15 protein-coding genes and 1 pseudogene are annotated in these 21,078 nt (G+C 71.0%); 11 read left to right on the top strand and 5 right to left on the bottom strand.

What is annotated here, in order from left to right; translation table 11 throughout:
* Positions 1-319 precede the first annotated feature (319 nt).
* On the bottom strand, positions 320-709 hold the full coding sequence (locus LTT61_RS00165; protein ID WP_233017862.1) for a hypothetical protein: 390 nt from the start codon (positions 707-709) through the stop codon (positions 320-322).
* A gap of 305 nt (positions 710-1,014) precedes the next feature.
* Here LTT61_RS00165 and LTT61_RS00160 point away from each other — a divergent pair, with 305 nt between their 5' ends.
* From LTT61_RS00160 to LTT61_RS00155, 3 genes and pseudogenes are all read left to right on the top strand, one after another.
* Positions 1,015-1,887, top strand: coding sequence for a hypothetical protein (locus LTT61_RS00160; RefSeq protein WP_233017861.1), 873 nt, complete (start codon positions 1,015-1,017; stop codon positions 1,885-1,887).
* Positions 1,877-2,473, top strand: a pseudogene (locus LTT61_RS32850) (caspase family protein); the annotation flags it as partial. The gene LTT61_RS00160 and the pseudogene LTT61_RS32850, both read left to right, overlap by 11 nt.
* A gap of 637 nt (positions 2,474-3,110) precedes the next feature.
* Positions 3,111-6,188, top strand: a complete 3,078-nt coding sequence (locus tag LTT61_RS00155; protein ID WP_233021281.1) for a WD40 repeat domain-containing protein — start codon at positions 3,111-3,113, stop codon at positions 6,186-6,188.
* A gap of 241 nt (positions 6,189-6,429) precedes the next feature.
* On the opposite strand, the gene LTT61_RS00150 is transcribed toward LTT61_RS00155, so the two are convergent.
* Together LTT61_RS00150 and LTT61_RS00145 are read right to left on the bottom strand one after the other, a co-directional pair.
* Positions 6,430-7,506, bottom strand: a complete 1,077-nt coding sequence (locus tag LTT61_RS00150; protein WP_233017860.1) for a hypothetical protein — start codon at positions 7,504-7,506, stop codon at positions 6,430-6,432.
* 39 nt (positions 7,507-7,545) lie between these two features.
* Positions 7,546-7,824 (bottom strand): hypothetical protein, encoded by a 279-nt coding sequence (locus LTT61_RS00145; RefSeq protein WP_233017859.1) that lies wholly within the window; start codon positions 7,822-7,824, stop codon positions 7,546-7,548.
* Between the two features lie 568 nt (positions 7,825-8,392).
* On the opposite strand from LTT61_RS00145, the gene LTT61_RS00140 reads away from it, so the two are divergent.
* From LTT61_RS00140 to LTT61_RS00120, 5 genes are read left to right on the top strand one after another with little or no spacing between them, the layout of a single operon-like run.
* A complete protein-coding gene (locus LTT61_RS00140) occupies positions 8,393-9,445 on the top strand; it encodes a hypothetical protein (RefSeq protein WP_233017858.1) in 1,053 nt (350 codons plus the stop codon).
* Entirely contained in the window at positions 9,442-10,086 is a 645-nt protein-coding gene (locus LTT61_RS00135; protein ID WP_233017857.1) for a hypothetical protein, read from the top strand. Before LTT61_RS00140 ends, LTT61_RS00135 begins: the two co-directional genes overlap by 4 nt.
* A complete protein-coding gene (locus tag LTT61_RS00130; protein WP_233017856.1) occupies positions 10,083-10,766 on the top strand; it encodes a hypothetical protein in 684 nt (227 codons plus the stop codon). Before LTT61_RS00135 ends, LTT61_RS00130 begins: the two co-directional genes overlap by 4 nt.
* Positions 10,763-12,712, top strand: coding sequence for a PQQ-binding-like beta-propeller repeat protein (locus tag LTT61_RS00125; protein ID WP_233017855.1), 1,950 nt, complete (start codon positions 10,763-10,765; stop codon positions 12,710-12,712). The genes LTT61_RS00130 and LTT61_RS00125 overlap by 4 nt, the downstream gene beginning before the upstream one ends.
* Positions 12,713-12,714: 2 nt before the next feature.
* On the top strand, positions 12,715-14,610 hold the full coding sequence (locus LTT61_RS00120) for a serine/threonine-protein kinase (RefSeq protein ID WP_233017854.1): 1,896 nt from the start codon (positions 12,715-12,717) through the stop codon (positions 14,608-14,610).
* A gap of 199 nt (positions 14,611-14,809) precedes the next feature.
* Here the strand turns inward: LTT61_RS00120 and LTT61_RS00115 are convergent, their stop codons facing one another.
* A complete protein-coding gene (locus LTT61_RS00115) occupies positions 14,810-15,616 on the bottom strand; it encodes a GNAT family N-acetyltransferase (protein ID WP_233017853.1) in 807 nt (268 codons plus the stop codon).
* Between the two features lie 619 nt (positions 15,617-16,235).
* Between LTT61_RS00115 and LTT61_RS00110 the strand changes: the two genes are divergently transcribed.
* The 3 genes from LTT61_RS00110 (at position 16,236) to LTT61_RS00100 (ending at position 19,586) form a co-directional block, all read left to right on the top strand.
* Complete coding sequence (locus tag LTT61_RS00110; RefSeq protein ID WP_233017852.1) at positions 16,236-16,424, top strand: hypothetical protein; 189 nt, start codon at positions 16,236-16,238, stop codon at positions 16,422-16,424.
* Positions 16,425-16,514: 90 nt separating this feature from the next.
* On the top strand, positions 16,515-17,081 hold the full coding sequence (locus LTT61_RS00105; protein WP_233017851.1) for a hypothetical protein: 567 nt from the start codon (positions 16,515-16,517) through the stop codon (positions 17,079-17,081).
* Between the two features lie 273 nt (positions 17,082-17,354).
* A complete protein-coding gene (locus tag LTT61_RS00100; protein WP_233017850.1) occupies positions 17,355-19,586 on the top strand; it encodes a tetratricopeptide repeat protein in 2,232 nt (743 codons plus the stop codon).
* A 17-nt stretch (positions 19,587-19,603) separates the two neighbouring features.
* Here the strand turns inward: LTT61_RS00100 and LTT61_RS00095 are convergent, their stop codons facing one another.
* The gene (locus LTT61_RS00095) at positions 19,604-20,689 is read right to left on the bottom strand and encodes a hypothetical protein (protein WP_233017849.1); all 1,086 of its coding nucleotides are present in this window, start codon (positions 20,687-20,689) and stop codon (positions 19,604-19,606) included.
* Positions 20,690-21,078: the final 389 nt, after the last annotated feature.

The raw sequence follows: 21,078 nt of genomic DNA, 5'->3' as shown, positions 1-21,078 counted from the left end.
CACCCGCGCCGAAGGAGACGACCGGCCCTCGCGGCCCCGCTCAACACCCCAGAACCCGCAACCGACCGCAGGCCCACCGTCCCGGGCCTCACATCGCAACGAGCACACCGGCTACCCACCGGCACCCCCTCGAGAACGCTCCCTCGTCCCGGCCGGTTACCGAACACAGGGGCATCACCACCCCGCCACGAGGAACCGAGTTGACTCGTGGTGCGCTCACCACCGTCCACGCTCCTCGATCCCAACCCCTACAGCTCGCCGACGCCGTGGAACCGCCGTCAAGCACCGCGCGGTGCCCAACCTCGGGAGCTGGTGTCGGTCAGCTGTAGCCGACGATCCACCCGCCGCAGCGAATGAGCAGCCCACCGGGAACAATGAGCATTTCCGGACTGGGGACGAGGCCCCCTTCCGGGCAGCGTCCCCCGCGCACTTCCACAGGCACGACCGGCCCGGGTGCGCCGTCCGAGCGCCGCCAGGTTCGCAGCACCGTGCCCGGATCGGTCTGGTCGATGGCAGCCACGTAGTCGCCCAGCAAGCCGTAGTACCAATACAGGGCGGTGCGCACCTCGGCGTCTTCGGACACCCATCGTGTGTCCCGGCCGATGTACTCCACACCCGCGCGTTGCCGGAACAGAACGCCCTCGGCGTCGGCGGCGAGCACCCGTTGCGCACCCGGCAGCGGCTGAGGGTCGTGGGCGCCGTCGAGCATGCACCGGCTCGGGCGCCGGCCGCCTGTCGAGCACGAAGCCGACTACTATTAACGCCACGCCGAGCTACCGGCTGGAGACAGATAAACCGGTGCGCACCGAACCCGGGGCGGTTCAGCGTGAGTGGCGCGGAGTGTCGGTCGATCGATGGACACGAGGTGTTGAGGCTCGGTCTCAGGAACGATTTCCGGGCGCGCTCGAGACGTGGGCGGGTTAGATCCGATGTGGTGCTGCGTTGTGCGCGTAGTGGCGCGCTGGTGATCGCGTTCACGAGGTTTCGTGGTGAGAGAGGGGCGGGGGTGTGGTGATGGCGCGGGTGGTCTGTGTGCACGGGATCGGCCAGCAGGTCTCGGGTAGTGAGGTCCTGCTCGAGGGGTGGCGGCCCGCGCTCAACAGCGGGCTGGTGCTGGCCGGGGCAGACAAACTCGGCGAGGGCGAGGTCGCAGCCGGGTTCCACGGGGACCTGTTCCGCCCGCCGGGCCAGCCGCTGTCGGGACCGGAGCCGTGGTACGACGCCGACGACGTCGAACCCGGTCTCGAACAGGACCTGCTGGCCGCGTGGTGGCACGCCGCGGCGGCCACTGATCCCGCCGTGCAGATCCCGGATGATCAGAGCCTGGGGAGGGTGCCGATGTCGGTGCAGCGGCGCCTCGAGGCTCTCGCCGACTCCCGGTTCTTCGCCGGGATCGCCCTGCGGTCGATGGTCGGCAGCCTCAAACAGGTGCGCCGCTACCTCACCGAACCGCCCCTGCGCGATCGGATCCGGGCCCGGGTCCGGGATCAGATCACCGGCGACACCCGCGTGGTGGTCGCGCATTCCCTCGGCTCGGTCGTAGCCTACGAGACCCTCTGCGCCATGCCCGGGCATCCGGTGCGGGCGCTGATCACACTCGGCTCGCCGCTGGGGATCGCGAACCTGATCTTTCACCGCCTCGACCCCTCCCCCACCGGCGGCGTCGGGGCCTGGCCCGGCCGCGATGGGCTGGTGTGGTCCAACTTCGCCGACGCCGGGGACGTGGTGGCGCTGGTCAAGCAGCTCGACCCGCTCTTCGGCGCCACGTTCTCGCACAGGGTGTGGGACACGCCGGTACACAACGGTTCTCACGCGCATTCGGCGGTGCCGTATCTGACCGAGAAACGCGTCGGCGAAGCGATCGCCGCGGGATTGCGTGGTGAATGAGGCCGGGGGGCCGCGGCGGTTCCTGATCGCGGCCGCGGTCGCCGAACACGCCGTCGCCGGGTCGGGCTGGGACCGGCCCGGTCTGGGGCAGGCGCGCGCGGATCTGGTGGGGCTGTTCACCGGACGGTTCGGCTACACCCTGATCGACACTGTCGCGATGGACCCGACGGCCAGCGAGTTGCTCGACGCCCTCGATGATTTCTGCCGGGACCCTGATCGCCGGTCCACCGACGTCCTGGCGATCTACTTCACCGGCCACGGTGAGCGGTTGGACCGCACCGGCGAGCATGTCCTGGTCACCGCCGACACCCGCCCGGACCGGCTGCACCGCGCGACCCGCACCGCTGATCTGGCCCGGATCGTGCTCTACGAGACCCCGATCCGGCGACTGCTGCTGCTGCTCGATACCTGCCACTCGGGCAAGGGCGGCGCCGATTTCACCGCCGCGGCCTTGAAGGACTACACCAGCCACTGGGCCAAGGACGAGCCCGGTAGCGGGATCATGGTCCTCAGCTCCGTCCAGCCCCGCCAACTCGCCCAGGCCGGGCTGTTCCCCCACATGCTCGCCGAGGCCGCGGAATCTCTCGCCCCGGCCGGGCACAGCCCGCCGACGGTCACCGTCCATGCGCTGGCCACCGAGATGCGTAAAGCTGCGATCGATCCGGCTCGGCAGAGTGTGGTCGCCGACGGTGTCCGGTTCACCGCCGGCGAGCCGCCGTTCCTGCACAACCCGCACTACCGGCGCGGGATGACCGATATCGACCTGGCGTTGCAGTCGGCCCGGGAATGGGAAGCCCACGCCGAGCGCCGCGAGGTCGAGTTCCGGAAACGGTTCCTGGTCCGGGCGATGGGCAACTACGACGGCAAGGGCTGGTGGTTCTGCGGGCGCCACACCGCCCTGGCCGGTCTCGCCGACTGGCTCACCCACCCCGACCCCACCCGGCGGCTGCTCGCGGTCACCGGCGATCCGGGCTCGGGCAAGACCGCGGTCCTCGGCTTGATCGCCGCCCTGGCCGACCCCGACTACTACCGGGCGGTGCCGGTCGACACCCTCGACCTTCCGGCCTCGGTCAAACAGGTCCGCGGGGCGGTGGATGTGGCGATCTACGCCCAGAACCTCACCGTCGACCAGGTCCGCGACGGGATCGCGGCCGCCGCCGAACACTGCGGCCACGGTCGGGGAACTCGCCCAGGCCCTGCACCGGCGCGGCGCGACGTTGACGGTGCTCATCGACGGGCTCGACGAGGCCGCCGACCCGCGTGCGCTGACCCGCGGCTTGCTGCGGCCCTTGCTCGAGCATGCCGGGGCCGGGCTCCGACTGCTGGTCGGCACCCGCCCGTTCCTGCTCGACGATCTCGGCTTGGACCGCGGCTCGGCGCTGGACCTCGACGCACCGCACTATGCCGACCTGCACGCGCTGCGCACCTACGCGGTACGCGGTCTGATCGAAGCCGAACCCCACGGCATCTACACCACCACCGAGCCGCCGGTGATCCGGGCGGTCGCCGCCGCGGTCGCCGACCAGGCCACCCCGTCGTTCCTGGTCGCCCGCATCGTCTCCGCCACCCTGGCCGCCGAACACACCATCCCCGACCCCGCCGACCAGGCATGGCGGGCCTCCCTGCCCGCCATGCCCGGCGAGGCCATGGGGCGCGATCTGGACTCCCGGCTGCGCACCCGCGCGGACGCGGCACGGGATCTGTTGCAGCCGTTGGCCTTTGCCCAAGGCCAGGGCCTGCCGTGGGAGGACCTGTGGGCGCCGATCGCCTCAGCCCTCGCCGGTGCTACCTACACCGACGCCGATCTGCTGTGGTTGCGGCGTACCGCGGGCTCCTACGTCGTGGAGGCCGCCGAAGACGGCCGCTCGGCCTACCGGCTCTACCACCAAGCCCTGGCCGAATACCTCACCCACGGCCACGACCCGGCCACCGTGCACACCACGTTCGTGCACGTGCTGCGCGCCCGGGTACCGGTCGGCGCCGACGGCTACCGCGACTGGGCACGAGCCCACCCCTACACCCTGCGCCACCTCGCCACCCACGCCGCACTTGCCGGGCTGATCGACGAGGTGATCACCGACATGGACTACCTCGTCCACGCCGAACCCGCCCCGCTGCAAACCGCGCTACACCAAACCCGCAGCGACGACGGGCTTCTGACCCGAGCGATCTACAGGTGGTCCGCCGCTCATCACCAGCACATGCCCTCGGCTCGGCGCCGCCAGATCCTGGCCTTCGACGCCGCCCGCTTCGACGCCACCCGCCAACACCACCAGCTCAACCGCACCCTGGCATGGCGAACGCGCTGGGCCACCGACCAACTCACCCACACCGCCCACCGTGCGACACTCAATGGCCATGCCAGTCCCGTCGATGCCGTGGCCTGCACCGAGTTCGGCGGGCGTCCGGTCGCGGTCACCGGTGGCCGCGATGGCACGGTGCGGGTCTGGGACCTCGACACCGGCACCGAACACCTCGTCCTGCCCGGCCACACCCCCGCGGTCCGGGCGGTGGCCTGCACCCAGCTCGGTGCGCGTCCGGTCGCGGTCACCGGCGGCCTCGACCGGAGGGTGCGGGTCTGGTACCTCGACACCGGCACCGAACACCTCGTCCTCACCAGCCACACCGGCTCGGTCCTCGCGGTGGCCTGCACCGAGCTCGGCGGGCGCCCGGTCGCAGTCACCGCCAGCGATGACGGCACGGTGCGGGTCTGGTACCTCGACACCGGCACCGAACACCTCGTCCTCACCGGCCACACCGGCTGGGTCTGGGCGGTGGCCTGCACCAAGCTCGGCGGGCGCCCGGTCGCAGTCACCGGCGGCCTCGACCGGACGGTGCGGGTCTGGTACCTCGACACCGGCACCGAACACCTCGTCCTCACCGGCCACACCGGCTCAGTCTTCGCGGTGGCCTGCACCCAACTCGGTGCGCGTCCGGTCGCAGTCACCGGCGGCCGCGACGACCAGACGGTGCGGGTCTGGTACCTCGACACCGGCACCGAACACCTCGTCCTCACCGGCCACACCGGCTGGGTCCTCGCGGTGGCCTGCACCCAACTCGGCGGGCGCCCGGTCGCAGTCACCGCCGGCGACGACCGGACGGTGCGGGTCTGGTACCTCGACACCGGCACCGAACACCTCGTCCTGCCCGGCCACACCGGCTGGGTCCGGGCGGTGGCCTGCACCCAGCTCGGCGGGCGCCCGGTCGCGCTCACCGGTGGCCACAACGGCACGGTGCGGGTCTGGAACCTCGATGAGGCTGGTTGGCGGTCAGTCCCCTCCCTTGGAGGTGAACTGGTAGCAAGTCCTTCGGCGGACACTCCGGACATGCCGACTGGCGTTGATTCCGCCCAAAACGGCGAGACAATGACTGATCGCGAACGGCCACCGATCCGCCGAACCTGGTCGGTCCGGGCGGTGGCCTGCACCCAGCTCGCCCGGCGCCCGGTCGCAGTCACCGCCGGCGACGACGGCACGGTGCGGGTCTGGGACCTCGACACCGGCACCGAACACCTCGTCCTCACCGGCCACACCGGCTGGGTCCGGGCGGTGGCCTGCACCCAGCTCGGCGGGCGCCCGGTCGCAGTCACCGCCGGCGACGACCGGACGGTGCGGGTCTGGGACCTCGACACCGGCACCGAACACCTCGTCCTGCCCGGCCACACCGGCTCGGTCCGGGCGGTGGCCTGCACCCAGCTCGGTGCGCGTCCGGTCGCGGTCACCGCCGGCCACAACAGGACGGTGCGGGTCTGGAACCTCGACACCGGCACCGAACACCTCGTCCTCACCGGCCACACCGGCTCGGTCCTCGCGGTGGCCTGCACCCAACTCGGTGCGCGTCCGGTCGCGGTCACCGTCGGCGACGACGGCACGGTGCGGGTCTGGGACCTCGACACCGGCACTGAACACCTCGTCCTGCCCGGCCACACCGGCTCGGTCTTCGCGGTGGCCTGCACCCAACTCGGCGGGCGCCCGGTCGCAGTCACCGGCGGCCTCGACCGGACGGTGCGGGTCTGGGACCTCGACACCGGCACCGAACACCTCGTCCTCACCGGCCACACCGGCTGGGTCGGGGCGGTGGCCTGCACCGAGCTCGGCGGGCGCCCGGTCGCGGTCACCGGCAGCAACGACGGCACGGTGCAGGTCTGGGACTTGGCGACGATGATGACCATCGCGGTGCTCGATTGTCCGGGCCTGATATCGGTGGTGAGCGTCGGCCCCGGTGGTGAGATTGTCGTGGTCGTCGATGATGATATCGCGGTCTTCGAGTACCAGCCTCCGTCGGTGGCGGCTCGACACTGAATTCGAGTCGCCACCGTCAGGCACGTGGGCGCAGGGCGCGGAAGGCGATCTCGCCGGGCGGGTCGATGCCGATGACAGGCGACGCCGACGGCGTGGTGCCGGAGCGGTTCCTGATCACAGCTCTGGTGGCCGAACACGCGGTCGGAGTTGCGGGATTGGACCAGGACTGGCCTGTCTCTGGCTCACATCCTCATCACGCCGTGACCTCCTGTAGGCCCTGGCTGGGCAGAGCGGCCCGGGATCAGTGGTGGGATGGTTGAGTGCGGGTGTGGAGGTCGTCGAGCATGGTTTCGAGGCGGGTGAGCAGGTCGTCGAGGTCGTGGCCGGCGGCGTGGTCACGGTGCCGCGCCGCGATGCCACGTTCGTGCCAGTCGGTTGAGAGTTCGATCCCTGCGGGTGGAGGGGTGAGTGCTTCTCTGCTGGTGTAGATCTCGATGATATGGGAACGGGTGAGGGGGTTGAGTTCGTCGATGACGCCTTCGGCGAAGCCGCGTTCGTCGAATCCGCACAGCAGGGGCTGATCAGCCCATTCGGGCAGCAGCCCGATCTCGGGTTCGGCGCCCGGCGGCGGGGTGGTGAGCAGAGGTTCGAGGGTGATGTGGCCGGTGGCCCGGGGGGCGTGGGCGAGCACGGCGGCCCAGCGACGCATCACCGCGACCGGGCAGGTCGCGGGGTGCCCGGTGGCGGGCAGGGTGATCAGCGGCTGCGTTCCGACGGCCACGGCGGTGCCGGTCAGGCAGATGTCGCGTTGGCACAGGGCGGCAATGGTGTCCCAGGACAGCCCGGCCACGACCAGGTGCAGCACGAGTGCGTCGCGGCGCCCGTGCAGGGCGTCGGGCCAGCCGTGGGTGGGCAGGGCGGCGATGGCGGGTTCGATCTCGGCGCGCGCGGCCGCGAGCCGGGCGGCGCGGCCGGGGCGCAGCAGGCGGCGGATGGTTTCGGCGTCGGCGGGCGATGGCAGCCCGCGGGGCGGGACGGGGCCCGTGGTGATCGGGAGCGGGTCGCCGGGGGTACGGCAGGCGGCGCGGTGGGCGGCGGTGATCGCGGTGGCGCGGCCGCGCTGGGTGGCCAGCGTGCCGGGGTAGGCGTCGAGGTAGGCGGCGAGCACCGCGGCCGGGGCGGGCAGCACGGGATGCTGGTGTGCGGTGGCCCAGACCGCGAACTGGATCCATTCGCGTTGGTGCTCGCCGCGCAGGCCCTCGACGCGGGCGAGGAGCTCGTCGAGCTCGGCCAAGGCGTCGTCGTCCTCGTTGTCACCGTGCCGGGGTGTGCCGGGTGCGGGCCGGACCCGGTTCGGTGGAACACCGGCCGGGTGCATCAGCGGTCCTCGGTGCCCGGTGAGGGTCGCCGCGGTGATCTACTCGGGCCAGATGACATGGCCGAGGAGATGTCCGGGGCCGATCACCACGACCGCCTTCTGCGAGAGATGCCAGGCCGTCGGGGTGCGCCGGCCGCGCAGGTAGGAGCGCACCGCCTCCACCGGGTCGGCGCCGAGCGGAACGTCGAGGTCCTTGCCCAGGAAGTCGATCCGGCGTCCGGCATAGCCGATATCGTCGGGGTGTCGTCCCAGTTCGGACGCACCGAAGTCCGCGGTCTTCCTAGCCTCCCGGTTCCTCTCCGACGCCGAATCAGGCATGCCCGGCGGGGAATTCGTGCAGGTTCGAGCCGAGTTCGAGGCGGGGCGGGTGCACGCGGGCGCATGGGTCGAGCGCCGTGGCGGCGCGGTCGCTGTTCGCGGTGCGGGGACGGTACCGGACGGCGGCGGGAACGATGTCGTGCTGGGTGAGCGGATGCTCGCGACGCTGGCCCGCCGCGATCCCAGTTGCGCGCGCTGCGTGCGCAGCGGCACTCGACCACGCTCGGATGGTACGTCCGCGATCGCGCCGCCCGTGGCATGTCGACCGAGAAAGATTCCCGGGCGTCGGATCGCACGCCGCTCGGGGTTCGGCCCGCGCGGTCGTCGCGGGACTCGCGATGGTTGCGCACGATGCGAATGATGAGGGATATTGTCCTACGTCGTGAGCGGACCACCGTGTGGCGCAAGGGCTTCCCCGGCGCCGCATGTCCCCGAAGTGGGAATTTCGCCGCGCACGGGTCACGACGGGCGGATCGAAGGAGGACGGGGCGGGAGTATGGCGGAGGGGGAACTATCCGAGGAGCCGCGCGGCATTCGGTTGGACCGGATGATCGCGAGGTACGGACCCATGCCCGAGGGGTGGGTCCGCGGACTCGGAACGGTACTGGCGCATTCGCTGAGTGCGATGCACGCGCTGGGCCGGGTCCACGCGGCGGTCACTCCGGACCGCGTCGAGGTCACCGACTCCGGTCCGCGGCTACTCGACCCCGGCGACGATTCGCCGACCACCCCGCTCGACGAACGAAGTACGCCGCAGGCCATTACCGAACCCGATATCGGTTCGACCACCGACGTATTCGATCTGGCCTCCGTCCTGGTCTTCGCGGCGACCGGCTCGTTGTCGGCGCCGGTCCCGCCCGCGCTGCGCGAGGTCATCGACCCGTGCCTGACCGGAAGTCCCGCCGATCGGCCGACCGCCGCCGACCTCGCCCGCGTGCTGGCCGCACCCGCGCCCGCGCGCTGGTTGCCCGCCGTTCCGGTCACCGTGAAGGCGGAATCGGTCACCGGGCCGCCGTCGGTGCCGTCGCGACGGCGACGCGACGGCCTGCCCTGGATCATCGCCGCGGCGAGCTGGGTCACGGTGATCCTCGTCGTCGCGGGTACCGCCACCATCTCGGCGGGGCGCGACGCGTCCGCGCCGCACGGTGACTTCGCCGCCGACGAGGTCACCGACGTCTGCGCACTGCTCGATCTCCCGGCAGTCGAGAAACTCGGAGGCGGCATCACCTCGACGCGCCACGACGACTACGGCGGCATCTTCCTCGGCAGCCGGACCTTCACATGTCACGCCGATCTGAAGCACGGGTGGCTGAGTGCGGAGTTACAGATCGGCGACCGCGACGATACGGCGCAATGGTACTGGCGCGCCAAATCCAGGACCTTCGAAACCAGCGGCGCCGGAGTGGAGACGGGTCTGCTGCCCGGTGTCGGCGAGGACGCCTACCACAGCACCCGCAAGACCGGCACGGGCGACCAGCTCCTCTGCGGAGTCGGTTCGATCGTCGCCAACGCGGCGTTGACCGTCGATTTCCTGCTGTCGGAGGACACCGGCATCTCGCGGGCGGACCTGCGCGCGATCTGCGAACGACAGACCGAGACGGCATGGGGGCGGGTGGAATGACCGATCGGCAACCGTCACCGGGCCGCCCGGCCTGGATCGCGGCCGGGTTGTCGCTGTTCTCCTTGCTCGTCGTGGTCGGAGTGGCCGCCACGCTGCTCATCGATGCCGACGATCCACCCCTCGCCTATCGAGATCCCGAGCGGACCGCTTCCGCCGAACCGCCGGGCAAGTACACCATCGCGACGGTGACGAACGCCTGCGACCTGGTCGACCTCGACAAATTCAAGGCAAACGGTCTGAACGACAAGGGGCAACCAGACCACCGCGAGAGCAAGGGCGCCAACGGCACCCTCGAGTGTCGAACGCCCAGCGGGTACTTCTTGCTGACCGTGCGAATCAGTCGTGGTGAATCCGCTGACAGCCTGTACGAGATGTCGAGGGATGCGGCGATCAAGACGACCGGTTCTGGTATGCGGGGCGGTGTCCTGCCCGAACTGGGTGCGGACGCCTACTTCTCCGTGCACGAATCGGGTGGGCCGCGGCTCACGAGTTTGCGCGCCGACGTCGGTGTCCACGACGCCGGGATGTCGGTCCGAATCCTGGTCATACTCGGAAGTCCTGGCGTGCCCGCCACCGGCGAAGAGGGTCTGCGGCTGGTCCAGGATGAGGTCAGGCAGGTCATGGAGAGGCTGCGCGCATGAGTCGCCGACGGATCGAATGGCTGCTGGTCGGGCTGTGCGCGGCATTGACCCTGGCTGTGTGTGTGAGCGCGGGCGGCGTCCTCATCCGGCATTTCGACGGCGCGGAAGCGACCGCACAGGCGCAGCCGACGACGACCGCCGCCCCGGTCGCTACCACGACGACGCCCGCGCCGCCGCCGGATCGCTACCACGTGGACCACATCGTGAACGCTTGCGACCTCTACGATCTCGCGCCGCTGATCGCCTATGCCGGAGCGATCGACACCGCGCGCCCCCCGACGCACACCGAATCGAGGGGCTCGAGGCCGTCGCTGACGTGTCTGGCCACTGTTCGCAACGGCATGGTCTCCATCGGCGTCTACAGTGGCGACTCCATCCTCTCGACTCGCGAGGTGTACCGGCAGTTCGAACGAAGAACCAGCACACGCATACACGACGACGAGAAGGCAGGCGAACTGGCGGGATTCGGCGAGGCCGCGTACTACGTCTCGCGGGAATCGCGCAATGCCGTCGGCAACGGATTCGCGGAAGTCGACTACGAACTCGGGGTGCTCGATGCCGATGTCGTGGTGATTCTCAGCCTCGACGTGTCCGGGCGCGACAGTGGACACACGGGTGAAACCAGCGCACGCTTGGTCCAAGAGCAGGCCAGGGCGATCCTGAATACCTTGCGGCGATGACGGAGCGGCTGCGGCCCGAGGACCCGCGACAGATCGGCCCGCATCGGATCACCGCGCGACTCGGTTCCGGTGGGATGGGTGACGTCTTCCTGGGACGTTCACCGGGACAGCGGCAGGTCGCCATCAAGGTGGTGCACAAACACCTCGCCGCCGACGAGGAGTTCGTCCTGCGATTCGCGCGCGAGGTGCGCGCGGCCCGCGCGGTCGGCGGCTTCTACACCGCAGCGGTGGTCGACGCCGATTGGAACTCCCCACGGCCGTGGCTGGCGACCGAGTACATCGCCGCGCCGTCGTTGAAACAGGTTGTGGCCGAACACGGTCCGCTGTCCGTCGCGGCGACCGAACTGCTCGCCGCGGGTGTCGCCGAGGCGCTCGGCGCGATACACGCGGCGGGTGTCGTACACCGCGATCTCACGCCCGCGAACATCCTGGTGGCCGACTCCGGTCCGCGTGTCATCGATTTCGGCATCGCGCGCGCGGTGACGCAATCGCATTCGCTCACCGCGACCGGATCGGTGATCGGTTCGCCGGGCTACATGTCGCCCGAACACATCCTCGGTGCGGAGGTCGGCCCGGCCGGTGACGTGTTCTCCCTCGGCGCGGTGCTCGCGTTCGCCTCCACCGGGGTGCCCCCGTACGGGCACGGGCCGATCGGTGTGGTGCTGCATCGCGTGCTGCACGAGCGGCCCGACCTCAGCGCCATCCCGGAAGGCAGGCTGTTGCGGGTGATCACCGCCTGTCTGGCGCACGCCCCGGCTGACCGGCCCGGTACCGAGCAGGTTCTCGCGGCGTTCGGGCGCGCCCCTGGCGTCACGCTGCCGTGGGATGGCTGGCTGCCCGCCGATGTGACGGCCGCGCCCGCCCGTGCGGGCAGACGTACCGTACTGGCCGCGGGACTGGCCGGTGCCTGCCTGCTGGCGGCCGGTGGCGCGGCCGCGGTCGCCTTCGGGCGCGGAAGTCGCGAGACGCCTGGGACGCCGGTCGGTCCGCCCGCAGGCACGGTGCGGTGGACGGCCGATGTGGGTGCGGTCGGCGACCGCGAAGCGACACCTCCCGCCGTCGCGGGCGGCAGTGTTTTCGCGGGCAGCATCGATGGTCACGTGTACGCGCTGGACACCGCGACAGGCGCCGTGCGCTGGAAGAGCTCGATGGACTACGAGATCTACCGGGTGCCCGTCGTGATCGGTGACGTGGTGGCCGCTTCCGCCGTCACGAAGGGCGTCGACGCGTTCGATGTGGCTTCCGGGCAGCGACTCTGGCGGGCCGACACCGATGTCGCAGTGCTCTACGCGGGCGGGGATCCCGCCACCGTCTTCACCGCGCCGCCGATCGGCGGCGGGATCGTCGCCTACGACGCGCGGACCGGGGTGCGACGGTGGAGTTCGGTCGAGGGTCGCAGAGTCGGCTACACCGCCTGGATGTCCCTCGCCCGCGGTGTCGTCATCTGCGACCTCGATCCGGCGTTGTGTGCGCTGGATGTGGTCACCGGCGCGGTGCGGTGGCAGGCCGAGGTGGGTTCGCCCGCCCGTTCCGCCTGCACCGGCAACGAAGTGCTCGTGGTCGGACCGACCGGGGAAGGGGTGCGGGCGCTGGCCGCGGACTCAGGTGCGACGCTGTGGACCTTCGCGCACGAGGACGGGGAATTCCTGGCCGTCGACGGTGATGCCGTCTACGTGACCAGCGCGATGTCCAAGCTGTATCGCCTGGACCTGCGCACCGGCGCACTGCGGTGGATGGCGCGCACCGACGCCGAACCCACGGGCGCGCCCACCGTGCACGACGGAATCGTGTACCTGGCGTGCGGCAACCGAGTGTCCGCACTGGACGCCGCAAGCGGCGAGCCGCGCTGGACCGCCGAGGTCGGCAAGGTGCGAAGTGCGGTGACCGTCGCCGACAAGTCCGCGTACGTGGTCGCGGACGAACGCGTGCACGCGATCACGGTGTGATCATGGAGCCGTTGCGCGAGGACGACCCGTCGACCATCGGCCGGTACCGCCTGTCGGCGCGATTGGGGATCGGCGCCGCAGGCGAGGTCTACCTCGCCCACACGCCAGGAGGTCGGCCGGTGGCGGTGAAGACGATTCACCCGCACCTGGTCCGCGACAGAGACTTCCCACGACGATTCGCGCGTGAGGTGGCCGCGGCACGCGCGGTCGGAGGTTTCCACACCGCGGCGCTGATCGACGCGGGCCGCACGCACACCGCGGCCTGGCTGGTGACGGAATACGTCGCGGCGCCGTCGCTGCGCCAGGTGATCACGCGACACGGCCCACTGCCCGAGAACGCGGTGGTCGGCATCGGTCGCGGCATCGCCGAGGCGCTGGCTCGCATTCACGCGGCAGGAGTCGTGCACCGCGACCTGAAACCGTCGAATGTCCTGGTCACGGCGGATGGGCCGCGCGTCATCGATTTCGGGATCGCCGCGATCCACGGCGACACCGCGACCGCTCTCGGCACGCCGGGCTTCATGGCGCCCGAGCAGGTGAACGGGGGGCACATCGGCCCGGCGACCGACATGTTCTCACTCGGCGCCTTGCTGGTCTACGCCATCACCGGGCGCGGGCCGTTCGGCGACGCGGACGCCGTGGCACTGCTGCATCGTGCCGCGGCGGGTACCGCGGACCTGTCCGGTGTGCCGGACGGCCCGCTGCTTCGGCTCGCTTCGGCCTGTCTGGCGCGCGAGCCCGCGCGGCGGCCCGTGCCGGGGCAGGTGCTGGCCGCGCTCGAGTCCGCCGCCGACACCTCGTTGCCGCAGGCCGTTCGCGACCATGTGCGGTCCTACGACCGGCCCCAGCCCGGAGCCCCCGTTCGTCCGCGCCGCTCCCGCCGCCCGGCCAGGCTGATCGGGGCGCTGGCGCTGGTGCTGATACTCGTAGCGGCCACGGGTGTCGCACTTCGCGCGGCGCGCGAACCCGTGTCCGGCCTCGCGACACCGTCGCCGACGCTGGTCGGCCCGGCGCGGCCCACCCAGATCCCGACATCACTGTTCGGAGTGCTGCACTCGCTGTCGCTCTCACCGGACGGCCGCGAACTGTTCGTCGCCTACAGCACGGGAGTTCGCGTCATCGACACCGTAACCGATCAGGCGACGCGGACCATCCCGGTCCAATCACGTGACTACGCCCTGATGTCGGCGGACGGTCGGCGCGTCTACTCGCTGTCCTGGCTCGCCGACCACACGGCGGTCCACGATGCCGCCTCCGGTGCGAAGATCGCCGAGATCCCGGTCGATGCGGCGACGTTCGCGGTGCCCGCCCCTCCCGGCACCCTTATGTACCTGGAATCGCGCAGGCGGCTGTTCGCTGTCGACACGCGCGGCGACACCGTGGTCGGCGCGCCCATCGAATTCGGTTTCGACGTGCACGGATACGCCTCCGTCGCGGGCGGGCGCAAACTCTATGTGGTCCAGTCCGTCGGCAGGCCGATCGATCAACAGAAGACCCTGTCGGTGCTCGACACCGCAACGGCCACGGTGCGCGGCCCGATCGCTTTCGACGGACGACCGGGCGCAATCGCGGTCTCGGCGAACGGGCTGCGGGCGGGCGTGATCGACTCGGCGGGCGATCGGCTCTGCGTCCTGGACACCGAGACCGACACGGTCCTCGGGTCCGTACCGCTCGGTCAGCATCCGAGTGAAGTGGCGCTCTCACCGGACGGCGCCCGCGCGTATCTCAGTGTCGATGACGTCGCCACGGTGATCGTGGTCGACACCGTCTCCTTCACCGTGCTCGACCGGATCCGGGTGGCCCGCACCCCGACCGAGCTGATGGTCTCCCCGGACGGGCGGCGACTCTACGTCGGATCCAGAGACGAACCGATGGTCACGGTCGTCCCGCTCGACTGAGCGGAACATCTACTCGTCCGGGGTCGCGGATTCTGCGTGAGAACCAGCTCGGATGCCGTCGTCTGGTTCAAGATCACGGGTTTGGATAACGACCAGAACGTGCATCTTGTTGCGACTCGTTGGGTGCCTGGCCGCTAGCTGTATGAGGTCTCCCACAGCGGAATCGGCCGCGATGGTGCGCGTCCGACACGAAACTCGCCTACTGGCCGCCTGTGTCGAGCGCGGTCTTCGTCGAGGCTGCCGCTGGCGCGATCGGTCGTCGGTGACATGGCTGCACGGGGTTCCACCAGTGTCGGACCGCTTCGAACAGTTCGTCGGTGTGCCGCAACGACGGCGCGACGTAGTTGTGTTGGCGGACGTGGTGGGCGAATTCGGTGGGGAGGGTGATGTGTCCGTGGCGGAGGTAGTGCAGGGAGTCGGTGCGCCAGATCCAGGTGCCGTCGGTGTGCAGCGAAGGCCCGCCGGGAATGCGCGCGCTGTGGTCGAACAGGTCGGGGACCGATTCCATGACGTCGAGGCCGGGTGGGACGCGGGTCATGTAGTCCAGGATCACCGCGGGGTCGAGTGCGGGTTCTTCGGCGGGGTGGTCGTGGATGGAGGGTAGGTGGTCGCGTTCGCCTTGGTACTGCTCGCGATAGAGCGCTACCGGTTTCAGTCGCACGGGTTGTCCCTCGAGGGCGGCCAGGACGAGGTAGGCGAGTCCTTGTCGGCGGTGACCGGGAACCACGAACATCTTCCTGACCTCCGCGACGCCGTCCCGGGCCGGGTAGTCGCGGTAGCCGCTACAGGCCACGGCGCCGCCGTCGTGGCTGTAGGCGACGAGGAACAACCCTGCGGGAGGCTCGTACTCGCACGGAAGGTCGCTATGAGGCGGATCGTCGAATCCGACGATCCGCTTCCGTTCCCGGGCGTAGGCGCTGAGCAGGCGCTCGGCGTCCGGGTGGTCGAAGCATCGGGCGACGAGTGAGACCGCGGCCGCATCAAGGGACCGGAGGACATGCGACATGCCCACCATTTTGCGGCTCTACCGGCACGCTCCCAGTGCTCCTTCGAACTCGGGCAGGAACTCCACGACGACCCCGGAGCGGCGCCGCTGCAGCAGAGCCAAGCGCCAGGTAACCCACCTTACTCAGCCCAGGGAGCCCGAGTGGCGGCGCCGCCGACGCCGACGCGGTGAAGGCGATGACCGCCGCCGACCGCGCCCGCTGGGTCCGCACCACCCTGCGCATCGCTGGGCGTCACCGCGCCTGACCCGCCCCGGTCGGGTCGGGCGTTATTTGGCGCATCAAGATCGAAGTTCCTCCGGATACGGCGAAAGGTCCGGTGCGCTCCGGCCATTTCAGGGGGAGATGATGACCAGCCACGTCGGGCCGATCCCCTCAGCCGGCCTGACAGCAACGTAGCCGGACACTCCACCGCCGGCGCGTGCCCGAGCCAGCCGGACGCGCCACAGCGGTGCGGTGGGTGAGCCCGTGCTCGCCGCCGAGCCCGCGCTCCCCTCCCCCACCTGCGCGGTTACCCCGCTGTGCGTTGCCGTCGCGAAAGTGCGTTCTGGCCTGCGCCGGCGGGTCCGGCCATGATGAAGACGTCCTGATGATCGTCGGGACCTTCGGTAAGGGGGAAACATGCTGAGACTGCTACTGGTGTGCGCGGCGGCCGCCGGGGTCGCGTTGGCCGGTGCCGCACCGGCGAGCGCCGGGCCGGGGCTGGGGCCGTTCGACTACCTCGTGCAGTGCGAACAGGTGCGGGCCGGGATCTTCGACGGGGAACTGCTGGCCTGTGTGCGCATCGGAGAGTACTGGTTCATCAGATAGTGCAGACGACGAACCGCCCGCGGGCCGGGGGCTCGCGGGCGGTTCGGGGACCTGGGTCAGGCTTCGGCGACTTGCACCTGCCACATCCCAGTGCAGCTGCTCATCGGCACCGGCCGGTACCACGAAGACTCCGGGGACGGGTTGCGCCATCCGCACTGGTCGAACGCGAAGACGCCCGGCAACGCGGTGACGGGCCAGCCCTACGAAGGCGTCCTCGGCTGCGGTGGCGACGTAGCGGGCTGGCGCGTCGGCAGGGGCGGTGATGTCGTCGAGGAGCCGGGTGAGCAGCACCGCCAGGGCGGTGGTCGCGGGGCCTTCACGGCCCCAGCCGATCCCGGTGCCGTCGCGGTAGGGAGCCAGGTGCAGGGTGTCGTCGGTGAGCCGGATCCAGATCGGCTCGGCGAGGACGAGTTCGGCCAGCGGCCAGATCACTGGCATCCGGTGGGAGACCGCCGCGCACAGCATGCCCGAGGCCAGCTCGATGACCGGGGCGTCGGTGACCGGGTCTACCAGGTGGCCGGTGATCGAATCGCGTTGGTCGAGGTCGAGGTGTCGAACAGGATCTCGGACCCCGTGCACTGCCGGGCCGGTCGCAGCCTGGCCGTTCATTCGGCACCGTGCCCGTGGGTGGGGTCGACGAACTCGGCGCTGGTGTAGGGCAGCCACCAACTGTGGCTCTACAGGGTCGCCGCGGTCACGGCCTGATGCGCGAGCGGGTCGGCGCGCGCGGTGACGCTCAGCCACCCGTCGCGCAACACGATCTCGGCCAGTTGGCGCTGCCCCCGATTCCTCGCGCGGAGAATATTTCCGCGAACGGGAACGTTCCCGGGATGGGATACTGACTCCCGAGTGAATTCGGGAGGGGCAGTTGATGATTCGCTGCGCGGTAACGGCGAGGGAGTTCGCCCGGCCCGAGCTGGACGGCCCGCGATGACGGGGGCATCGGACCGGGACGGTTCGGGAGCGGTACTGATCGCGGTGGGCGGGCAGTCGCCGACTGAAAGGCTCGCCGAGCTCAGGAAGCGCCTGATCGACCCGGTCGCCGGCAGTTTCGCCGCCGAGCGCTGCGTGCCGGTCATCGACCCGGCGGACAGCGCGGTGATCGACGGCGCCCTGCGGCGGGTCGCCGAGGCGGCCACCGACGTGCTGCTGGTGTACTACCACGGGCCGCTACTGCTCGACCAGCGCGACCACCTGCACCTGGCACTGGCCGGACGCGATACCGCGCTGCCCTTCACCACCCTGCGCGACCACCTGCTGCACAGCTGCGCCGCCATCCGGATTCTCGTCCTGGACTGCGCGACGCCCGGCCAGGAGAGCTCCCCCGTGGTATCCGGACGGATCGGGGCCGACGGCGTTCGCACCGTACTCTCGGGGCCGCACCTCTCGCCCGCCGCACTGTGCGAACGCATAGCCGGCCATCTGTCCGGCGCCGATGCGCCGACGGACCGGGCCGAGACCCCGCACGCCCTCCAGCGACAGGGCCGCACCCATTACGATCGCGGAGAGTTCGCGGAGGCCGAGACCTGCTGGCGCGCCGCCGCCGACCTCGGTCTCGCGGACGCGATGCGCGACCTGGGTGCGCTGCACGAGCACCGCGACGATCCGGCCACCGCCGAGAGCTGGTATCGGAGAGCCGTCGAGTTCGGTGACGCCGCGGGCATGAACGACCTCGGCCGGCTCGTGGAGCACCGCGGCGACCGCACCGAGGCCGAAACCTGGTACCGAAGAGCAGCCGACCTCGACCACCCGCTCGCCGCGCACAATGTCGGCAGGCTCCTGGAACAGCGCGGCGACCTCACCCATGCAGAAACCTGGTATCGCGCCGCCGCCGACCTCGACCACCCCGCCGCGCTCGACACCGTCGGAAGGCTCTGCGCGCTGCGCGGCGACCTCACCGAAGCCGAAACCTGGTACCGGCGGGCCGCGGCCCACGAGCACCCCGCGGCGATGGCCGGTCTCGGCAGACTCCTCGAGCATCGCGGCAGACACCGCGACGCCGAAACCTGGTACCGGAAGGCCGCCGAGCGCGACCACCTCGGCGGCATCACCGATCTCGGCAGACTCCTGGAGAGCCGCGGGGACCTCGCCGAGGCCGAGCGCTGGTACCGCAGAGCCGCCGACCGCGACGATGCCGACGGCTTGTTCGCGCTCGGCCGGCTGCACGACCAGCGCGGCGAACTCGACGGCGCCGAAGACCTCTATCGCCGGGCGGCGGCGCACGGCAACACCGCGGCCATGCACAATCTCGGCTGCCTGATCCAGAATCGCCGCGATCCGGCCGGAGCCGAACCCTGGTTCCGCAGCGCCGCGGCGAACGGCCACACGGGGTCGATGCACAACCTGGGGCGGCTGCTGCAGCAGCGCGATGACCTCGACGAGGCCGAGATCTGGTACCGCAAGGCCACGGACGGCGGCAATACCGCCGCGGCCGACAGCCTCGATCGGCTCCGGCGCCAGCGCATGCTGCGCGCAAACGGCGGTCCGGTCGCCCCCGCCGTGCCCACACTGGCGCCCGTGCTCTCCGGGACGGCGGTGCACGGGACGGTGCAGGCGGCGCTGCGCTCGGCCGGGCGGCGCCGCTCCCCGGAGCCGGTCGACACCTACACCCTGCTGGTGGAGCTGATGCGCCTCGACTTCTCCGGCGACTGGTCCCGGATCGGGCTGCACGCCCCCGCGCTCGGTGCGGGAAATCTGCGGATCACCGACCCCGACCGCGGCGTGCGGCGGCGGTGGGAGGAGGTCGCGCTGACCCCGGCCTGCGCGGTCGCACTGGAGACGGCCCGGCACCTGGCGCAGCGGTACAACCTGTGGCCGATACCGGTCGGCCTCGTCGCCGTCGCACTCCTCGCCGACCCCGGCTGGTCGGCGGCGCGGGCGGCGGGCGGCACCCGCGACCGCCACGCGCTGTCCGCGCTGATCCAGTCCGAGGTACTCGGCATGACGCTCAGCGGCGTCGATGCCGCCCTGGCCGGCGCGCTCGGCGCCGCCGGCGGCACCGGCTCGCGCCCGCCCGCCCGCGCCCTCGTGTCGAAATCCGCCCCGGACCCCGGCTTCCCGCCGCGCGAGCCGTCGGTGTGGTCCCGCAATCCGGTACTCACCTGGGTCGGCGGGGCGCTGTTCCTGCTGCTCCTGCTCTACATCAGCGATATCATCCCGTGACCCCGACGGGGTTTCGCCTACCTGCCCGCTCCGTCGACGTATTCGCCCAGTACCGAACGAAATTCGTCGAGGGTGGGTTCGGTGAACAGGGCTGGCGGAGCGCCGCGATACCAGACGAAAACCGGGCACGGATCGGGGTCGTCGCTGATGACCGCGCCGTTCATGGTCTCCTTGCCCACCTCCTTCCCGGTCTTCGCCTCGTACACGGTGACGTGGTAGCGGCCGCGGTGCAGCGGGAGCCGCCCCGAGGAGAAGACGCAGTCCTGCAGGTAGTCCCCGGCCTCCGCCCGGCCGAGGCAGGCGATCAGCTGGTAGTCCGCGGGGCCTGCCGCCATCCATTGCGCGGGCCGGGACGCCGGCCAGCGCGAGGTCTGCACCTGGCGCGGATAGCCGGGACCGGTGGCGTCGATACCGTCGTTGCGGAACGCGATGATCGGATGCGGTGCCGGGCCGGCGAAGGCCGCCGCGTGCGGGAAGTACTTGCGCGGATCACCGCAGCCGTCGGTGAAGTCGTCCTCGTCGGTGATCAGCCGGTAGTCCGGCCAGCCGAAGTACTCCCGGTAGGCGTAGTAGCCGACGAACGGCAGGGCGACCACGACGATGACCGCCAGGATCACCGCGACCTTCCGGTTGTCCGATGTGCCGCGCCAGGACAAGACGCTCGGCCCGGTCCGCCGACTCCTCGGTGGCGGTGCGGGAGCGGTGGGCTGTGGCGTCGCACGACCGGTGCCGGATTTCTCCGGCGCCGCGCCGAGCACGGCGGCCCGGTCGGCACCGAGTGCCCGCGAAGCCCCGGAAGCAGGGTCGGTGATCAGGCCGAGCACCACCAGCTCCGCCGGCACGGGGGTGCGGGCCTGCCGCTCGGCCAGCCGGGCGGCCGTCACCAGCGCCGTGGCGCAGGAGTCGGTGAGCGGGATGTCGCGCCATCGCAGCCCACCAGCGCCGCCGGGATCGGGCTCTCGCGCAATGACTGCGGACGGAACGATCCCCGGCAGCTCGGCCAGCAGCGCGCCGGTATCCACCGGAGACCGGCGCACGGCGGCGGCTCGCAGTGCCGCCTCCACCGCCGTATCGATCTGCACCCCGTCGAGCACCCGCGCCATCGAGCCGCCCCTCCCTGCCCGGTCCCCATCCTGCCTCGAGTCCAGCTCGCGTACAACGGGTTCCGTCAGCGCTGCTCGCGCGCCGCGATGAGGTCGGTGAAGGCCGTGGCGTTGCCGACCAAATTTCCAGCGGTGGCCCTGGCGGAACCGGGGACGGTCAGGGCCGGTTCGGTCCAGCCCGCGGCGAAGCCCTGCAGCCGTTCGCCGGCCTCGATGCCTGGGGTGACGGCCTCGCCGGCAGGCAGGCAGCCCGACGGTGGGCGGGCCGGCGATGCCGAGCGCGGAGCCCCTCGAGCGTCGGCACCGCGTTCACCACCCAGCCGAGGCCGCGGACGCCCTCGTTCCAGTAGAAGCCGCCGGGGTCGTGCGCGGGGTCGCCTTGCTCCAGG

Source organism: Nocardia asteroides (assembly GCF_021183625.1).
Taxonomy (GTDB): Bacteria; Actinomycetota; Actinomycetes; order Mycobacteriales; family Mycobacteriaceae; genus Nocardia; species Nocardia asteroides_A.
This window is presented reverse-complemented; position numbering and strand designations above follow the sequence as displayed.

Excerpts from the sequence above, each read along its gene's own strand:
- LTT61_RS00165 (WP_233017862.1), bottom strand. The coding sequence starts at position 709 with ATGCTCGACGGCGCCCACGACCCTCAGCCGCTGCCGGGTGCGCAACGG.
- LTT61_RS00160 (WP_233017861.1), top strand. The coding sequence starts at position 1,015 with ATGGCGCGGGTGGTCTGTGTGCACGGGATCGGCCAGCAGGTCTCGGGT.
- LTT61_RS00150 (WP_233017860.1), bottom strand. The coding sequence starts at position 7,506 with ATGCACCCGGCCGGTGTTCCACCGAACCGGGTCCGGCCCGCACCCGGC.
- LTT61_RS00145 (WP_233017859.1), bottom strand. The coding sequence starts at position 7,824 with ATGCCTGATTCGGCGTCGGAGAGGAACCGGGAGGCTAGGAAGACCGCG.
- LTT61_RS00140 (WP_233017858.1), top strand. The coding sequence starts at position 8,393 with ATGCCCGAGGGGTGGGTCCGCGGACTCGGAACGGTACTGGCGCATTCG.
- LTT61_RS00135 (WP_233017857.1), top strand. The coding sequence starts at position 9,442 with ATGACCGATCGGCAACCGTCACCGGGCCGCCCGGCCTGGATCGCGGCC.
- LTT61_RS00130 (WP_233017856.1), top strand. The coding sequence starts at position 10,083 with ATGAGTCGCCGACGGATCGAATGGCTGCTGGTCGGGCTGTGCGCGGCA.
- LTT61_RS00125 (WP_233017855.1), top strand. The coding sequence starts at position 10,763 with ATGACGGAGCGGCTGCGGCCCGAGGACCCGCGACAGATCGGCCCGCAT.
- LTT61_RS00120 (WP_233017854.1), top strand. The coding sequence starts at position 12,715 with ATGGAGCCGTTGCGCGAGGACGACCCGTCGACCATCGGCCGGTACCGC.
- LTT61_RS00115 (WP_233017853.1), bottom strand. The coding sequence starts at position 15,616 with ATGTCGCATGTCCTCCGGTCCCTTGATGCGGCCGCGGTCTCACTCGTC.
- LTT61_RS00110 (WP_233017852.1), top strand. The coding sequence starts at position 16,236 with ATGCTGAGACTGCTACTGGTGTGCGCGGCGGCCGCCGGGGTCGCGTTG.
- LTT61_RS00100 (WP_233017850.1), top strand. The coding sequence starts at position 17,355 with ATGACGGGGGCATCGGACCGGGACGGTTCGGGAGCGGTACTGATCGCG.
- LTT61_RS00095 (WP_233017849.1), bottom strand. The coding sequence starts at position 20,689 with ATGGCGCGGGTGCTCGACGGGGTGCAGATCGATACGGCGGTGGAGGCG.